The 6100-nt window shown below is 57.2% G+C and carries 3 protein-coding genes; 1 reads left to right on the top strand and 2 read right to left on the bottom strand.

Features of this window, described 5'->3' with window-relative positions; genetic code table 11:
- Positions 1-126: 126 nt before the first annotated feature.
- Both QZQ29_RS08575 and QZQ29_RS08570 read right to left on the bottom strand, forming a co-directional pair.
- Entirely contained in the window at positions 127-1566 is a 1440-nt protein-coding gene (locus QZQ29_RS08575; protein ID WP_296962340.1) for an AMP-binding protein, read from the bottom strand.
- Between the two features lie 1121 nt (positions 1567-2687).
- A complete protein-coding gene (locus QZQ29_RS08570) occupies positions 2688-4043 on the bottom strand; it encodes a PDZ domain-containing protein (RefSeq protein WP_296962338.1) in 1356 nt (451 codons plus the stop codon).
- 895 nt (positions 4044-4938) lie between these two features.
- On the opposite strand from QZQ29_RS08570, the gene QZQ29_RS08565 reads away from it, so the two are divergent.
- Positions 4939-5898: an alpha/beta hydrolase gene (locus tag QZQ29_RS08565; RefSeq protein ID WP_296962336.1), complete on the top strand. Its 960-nt coding sequence runs from the start codon at positions 4939-4941 to the stop codon at positions 5896-5898.
- Positions 5899-6100: the final 202 nt, after the last annotated feature.

The raw sequence follows: 6100 nt of genomic DNA, 5'->3' as shown, positions 1-6100 counted from the left end.
GCTCCGCTCGAGATGACAATGCGGAGAACAGCTTACTGCCATTTTGAGAATTTTCTGAATCTATATGCTAAGCGGAAAACGGGGCTGTGAGAAAATGATTTACATTTTTTTCACAGCCCCGTTTTCTTATTTATCACGAAGAGCCCGTTTCAGGATTTTTCCGGATGCATTCTTGGGGAGTGCGTCCATGGGAATGAAACGGCGGGGGATTTTGTAGCTGGCCAGGTTTTTGGAGAGGTATTTCCGGATGCGGGTTTCATCGAAATCGTATCCTTCTTTCATCACCACATAGGCCCATACCACCTGACCACGGAGGGGATCGGGGTGGCCGATGACGGCGCATTCGGAGACACCTTCTACTTCATAGATGCAGTCTTCCACTTCGCCGGGATAGATGTTTTCCCCGTTCACAATGATGAGGTCCTTCAGCCGGTCCACGATGTAGATGAATCTGTCTTCGTCCATGTAGGCCAAATCCCCGGTATGAAGCCAGCCGTCGGGTTCCAGCACTTTCTTCGTTTCCTCTTCCTTATGCCAGTAGCCCTTCATCACGTTGTCGCCCCGCACCAGGAGTTCGCCCACCGTGCCGGGCTTGTAGGGACCTTCTTTTTCGGTTGCGATTTTCACTTCCACGCCGGGAATGGCGGGTCCCACGGTAAGGTATTTCAGCTTATCCGCCGGAAGGACGCTCACCACCGGCGCCGCTTCCGTGAGGCCGTAGCCTTCCCGCACGGGATGGTGGAAGCGGTCATAGAAGGCCTGGGCCACGGGCTGGGGAATGGGGGCGCCGCCGGAAATGAAATCGTGCACTGTACGCATGACTGACGGTTCGCCCCGGCGGGCCAGAAGGTTGTACATAGGAGGTACCATGATGGCAATGGTGATGCTGTGTTCCACGATGGTATTCATGATTTCCGTAGGATTTTTCGTCCTCACGATGACGATGGTGCTTCCATGCATGAGCCCTGCATGGATCACCGTGGTGAGCCCGTAGCAGTGGAACATGGGCAGTACGCAGAGGATTTTATCCTCCGGCTTGAAAATGACCTTTTGGGTGAACTGCTCCACGTTGCGGACGAGATTCCGATGGGTCAGCATGGCCCCTTTGGGGCTGCCGGTGGTGCCGGAGGTATAGACAAAGGCACACACATCATTCTCCGTCAAATCAGCAGGGAAGTCCGGCGCTTCCGGAGCATTCCGTTCCCGGGCCTGGAAATCCAGGTCGTGGATGTCGATGGAGTGTACGGAAACGGAAAGCTTCGTGTCCGTCACCAAAAGCATGGCCTCCGCATCCTTCAGGATGTAGTCCACTTCCCGGTCCACCAGGGAATTATTGATGGGGATAATCACGGCCCCCAGGCTCATGACTGCCAGATGCACATAAATAAACTCCGCCCGGTTGGCCGAATACAGCCCCACCCGGCAGCCTTTCCTTACACCCATACCGTAAAGCCGATTCCGATACAGGGAAACCAGAGCCCTGAGTTCCCCATAGGTTACCCTTTCATCGCCCTCAATGGCCACATGGTCTGAAGGCGCCTGGTTGATGATTTCATGAATAAACATAGCGCACCTCACTTCTGCTCTATTGTAGCAGATTACAGATTGTATCTCAAATGGGGCGGGGTGCGGAAGGGCGGGAGGGTTGACGGCCCTGGCGGGCCGAAGGTTATGGCCGCCTGGCGGCGGCAGGTTGTGTAGAAAGGTTGCGATGAAAAGGTTCTTAAGATGGATGCGCCCTGTGGGCGCAAGGGTTCTTAAGTTTGACAGCGGCTTCGCCGCTGAGGGTTGTGGTATCGCCTTTGGACACGCCTGCGGCGTGAGGGTTCAAAGGGTTCATAAGGTTCAGAGGGTTCAGAGGGGGTGGTATCGCCGCTTCGCGGCGATGAGTTTTATTGCCGCCTGTCGGCGGCAGCGCTGCCAGAGGCAGCGAAAACCAAACAACCGCGCCTGCGGCGCGCTGGAAATGCACCCCTTTGGGTGCTATCGCACCACTTCCCCCGGAGGGGGGAAGTTTTAGCGGCGCTATGCCTTGAGATGCTTATGAGAACAAAAGCTGAGTGGAGAGCAAATCTCCCCCTCCGGGGGGAGACGCCGCCGCAGGCGGCAGAAGGGGTGCATTTCTAGCGCCCGCCAAGGCGGTTGGCTTGTTTTCCTCTGAGCAAAGCCCGGTTGTATGGTTTTCTCTCCACTGCTGCCATAAACTCAAATTGACGCCACCGCCCAGCACCCATAGTGCCCCCTGAATAGGGGTGGCAAGGGAACTGGATTCGTAGGGAGCCCTTGGGCGACTGAGAATCCAGTGACACGCTTCACACCGTGGCAAAGGTGGTGGCGTCAGCCACCAAAGGGGGCGCTGCCGACAGGCAGCATACATACTCCCCTCTGAACCAGCCCGCTCTGTGGGCAGAACCCATCGGTCAGTGGGCAGAACCCATCGGTCAGTGCGTCAGCACATGACCGATAGAACCCGGGCGCCGCAGGCGCCTGAACCCTCTTGTGTACGGGAATACCGCCGGTCTGACAGTCTGCCGTCTTCCCGCCGACTGGTATTTACCAGCAAATGAGACACTAACATCTTGTACCAAGATCCTTCGCTTCGCTCAGGATGACGAGGGGGAGGCGGGAAGGAGCCAGCGATAAGCCGACAGCCGACAGCGGATTGCGGATTGCCGCCTGCCGGCGCCCTATTTCACCAGGCCCCTGAACGCCGGCGCCATGACGTGGCCTTCTCCGTCCCAGGGAGCGAAGGTTTCGTGAAGGGGCACCCAGGGTGCCAGCTGGGCGGGGGTTCCTTTTTCCATGAGCCCGTCTTTTGCAAGCTGTGCTTCATAAGGAAAGTCCGGGGCTTTTCTTCTTTCTTTTACGACTGCTTTGGCATCTACGGTGTATTCGCCGGTTTTGTCGTTTTTCAGAATGATGCGGAGGATGTCACCGGGGGCTGCGTAGTCCAGGGCATATTTAGCCAGGTAGTTCACCGCCGTCACGTCCACGCCATTGATGGACAGAATCCAGTCTCCCGCCTGCACAGGGGAGAGTTCGGGGTGATTGTCCCGGTCCACCGATTTCACCTTGGGATGGGATTTGTTGAAGCCGCCCTCCAGTTCTATGCCGTAGTCCGGATGATTTTCCAGGTCATTGTAGGCTTCTTCCACCGCCTGATAGCCCTGGTTCACGAATTCGTCCTTCACGTCGGTCTGGATGGTGCTGCTGTAGTAATAGCCGCCGAATCCCGTTTTACTGCGGTAGGTGTGGTAGTTCCAGAAATCCATATCCACCCAGGTGCCGCCGTTTTCCGGCCGGAAGGACACGTAGCCGTTGTATTCGCTGCCGTAGTAATCGTAGATGAATTCCGCCGCATAGGGGTCCTCTCCCCGATAGTAGCGGTAATAGCCGTCGTAGGAAATGGGATTTCCTTTCTCGTCCCTGTCGTTCAGATGGTACAGGAAGGCCTGCTGCACCTTTTCCGGCGTTTCACCGGGGAAATAGACGCTGTAGGCGGGGCCGTAATTCGGCGCCGTGCCCGGCTCCTTTGCCATGAGGCTCACCTTGCCTGCCACGTTTTTGAAATCGTGGCCGAAATTCTTGCCGTCTTCCTTTCTGGCGGTGAGTTTCCAGTCCTTCGGCAGGGCTGCCATACTGTCCACCAGATTCTTCGGCAGTACATACCACAGGTCCAGGCCGGCGCATCTGGCAGGAAAGGTGCTGTCCGGATTCACCGGAAGGGGCGAAATGTTCCATGTCCTTTTCTTCTGGGCGAGTGTGATTTCGCTGAAGAAATTCTTCCCCTTCTCCCGGGACAGGTCCTGGATATGAAGGTACCAGGCCTCTTCTCCCTGTACATGCTGCACCTCTGCCGTCATGCCGCGGCCCCAGACCTCCCGGCCGAAGTCCACCAGCCTGCCGTCTTTCAGCGCCGTGCCCCTGACGGACCCTTCGGAATTGGAAGCGCCCAGCCGGTTTCCGAAATAGGCAGCCCCCGCCGTCAAAGGCGCTGCCAGCAGCGCCGCCAGCGCAAGGCCGGCTATTGCTCTTTTCATCATAGGATTCCCTCCTTTGCTATACTGCCAGTATATCATATGGGGCCGCTTCGCGGCCCTTTTGACACGCCTGCGGCGTGAGGGTTGACGGCCTTTTGGGCCGAAGATTCTTAAGGTTCTCAGGTTTGACAGCGGCTTCGCCGCTGAGGGTTATGGTATCGCCGCTTCGCGGCGATGAGATTTATTGCCGCCTGTCGGCGGCAGCGCTGCCTTTGGCAGCGAAAACCAAACACCCGCGCCTGCGGCGCGCTGGAAATGCACCCCTTTGGGTGCTATCGCACCACTTCCCCCGGAGGGGGAAGTTTTAGCGACGCTATGCCTTGAGATGCTTATGAGTTCAAAAGCTGAGTGGAGAGCAAATCTCCCCCTCCGGGGGAGACGCCGCCGCAGGCGGCAGAAGGGGTGCATTTCCAGCGCCCGCCAGGGTGATTGGCTTGTTTTCCTCGGGCGAAGCCCGGTTGTATGGTTTTCTCTCCGCTGCTGCCATAAACTCAAATTGCCGCCATTGCTCAGCACCCATAGTGCCCCCTGAATAGGGGGTGGCAAGGGAACTGGATTCGTAGGGAGCCGATAGGCGACTGAGAATCCAGTGACACGCTTCCCAGCGGGCAAGGTAGTGGCGCCAGCCACCAAAAAGGGGGGGGTGCTGCCGCAGGCAGCATTTTATACTCATCCCCGGCAGGCGATACCACAACCCTCGGCCTGCGCGAAAGTGCAGGGTTGTCGCCCCTGCCCGCCAAAGGCGGGCGCCCCCTCCTGCTTTCGGGAATACGGTCCAGCACGCTAACGGATAGCGGTAAGCCGACAGTCGGTGGCCCCCTCATTGACATCCATACGATATCGTAGTAATATGTGGTCAATCGCTTCGATATCGTAGTATTTTAAAAAGGAGAAACCTATGAAGAAGAAAAGTCTGCTGGCCCTTGCTCTGGCAGGGTGCCTCTGGATGGGAGGAAGTGCTATGGCCATGGATGTGAATGTGGATTCTTCCACGAAGGATATGACGGGGAAGGCAGCAAGCACTCTGCTTTCGGTACCGGTGAAGACGCCGCTCATTAACCAGATTTCCAATGTGGTGTACGAGCAGGTGCCCATGCGGGGCTATCCCAATGTGGCCATGAAGATGGATATCCTCCAGCCGAAATCGGAGAAGAAGCTGCCGGCCATTGTTTACGTCACCGGCGGCGGTTTCATCAACGCCAACAAGGATAACGGCATTCAGCTGCGCATGCATCTGGCCGAGGCGGGCTATGTGGTGGCTTCCATCCAGTACCGGGTGGCGCCTACGGCTAGATTTCCCCAGCCCCTGGAAGATGTGAAATCGTCCATCCGGTATCTCAAGGCCCATGCAGAGCAGTTTAACATCGACCCTGACCGCATTGGCATCGTCGGCGGCAGCGCCACTTTCGACAAGGGGGAGAACCTGAATGTGGACAGCAGTGTGAAGGCGGCGGTGGACCTCTATGGCCTTTCTGACCTCACCCGCATCGGTGATGATTATGATGATGCGGTGAAAGAAAAGCATAAATCCGCCGGCGCCACGGAGGCCCTCTGGGTGAACGGCTCTCCGGTGTTTGGCGGGAAGGACGGCGGCATCCTGGCGGACAGGGAGGCAGCAGATAAAGCCAACCCCATCACCTATATTTCCAAAACCAGCGCCCCCATGCTTCTCATGCACGGCACCGCCGACACCGTGGTCTCCCCCAGCCAGACGGACCTCCTTTTCCAGGCTCTGCAGAAGAACCACATCCCTTCCAAGCGGTACCTGGTGGAAGGCGCCGCCCATGGCGGTATCTACTGGAACCAGAAGGAAGTGCTGGATATTATTACGGAATTCTTTGATTCCTATTTGAAATAGGGGCCACTGCGTGGCCCGGGTTGATGCGCCTGTAGGCGAAAGGGTTGGGCCGCCTATCGGCGGCAGGTTGTGTAGAAGGGTTGCGGTAAAAGGTTCTTAGGATTGATGCGCCCTGTGGGCGCAAGGGTTCTAAAGTTTGACGGGCCTTCGGCCCGAGGGTTGTGGTATCGCCGCTTCGCGGCGATGAGTTTTATAATTCCGC

The sequence above is a fragment of the uncultured Dialister sp. genome (assembly GCF_900538805.1).
Lineage (GTDB): Bacteria > Bacillota > Negativicutes > Veillonellales > Dialisteraceae > Dialister.
The sequence above is the reverse complement of the archived record's forward strand: the minus strand, read 5'-3'. Positions and strand labels throughout refer to the sequence as shown.

What these genes read in the sequence shown, in the direction of transcription:
- QZQ29_RS08565 (WP_296962336.1), top strand. Translation starts at nt 4,939, where the DNA reads ATGAAGAAGAAAAGTCTGCTGGCCCTTGCTCTGGCAGGGTGCCTCTGG.
- QZQ29_RS08570 (WP_296962338.1), bottom strand. Translation starts at nt 4,043, where the DNA reads ATGATGAAAAGAGCAATAGCCGGCCTTGCGCTGGCGGCGCTGCTGGCA.
- QZQ29_RS08575 (WP_296962340.1), bottom strand. Translation starts at nt 1,566, where the DNA reads ATGTTTATTCATGAAATCATCAACCAGGCGCCTTCAGACCATGTGGCC.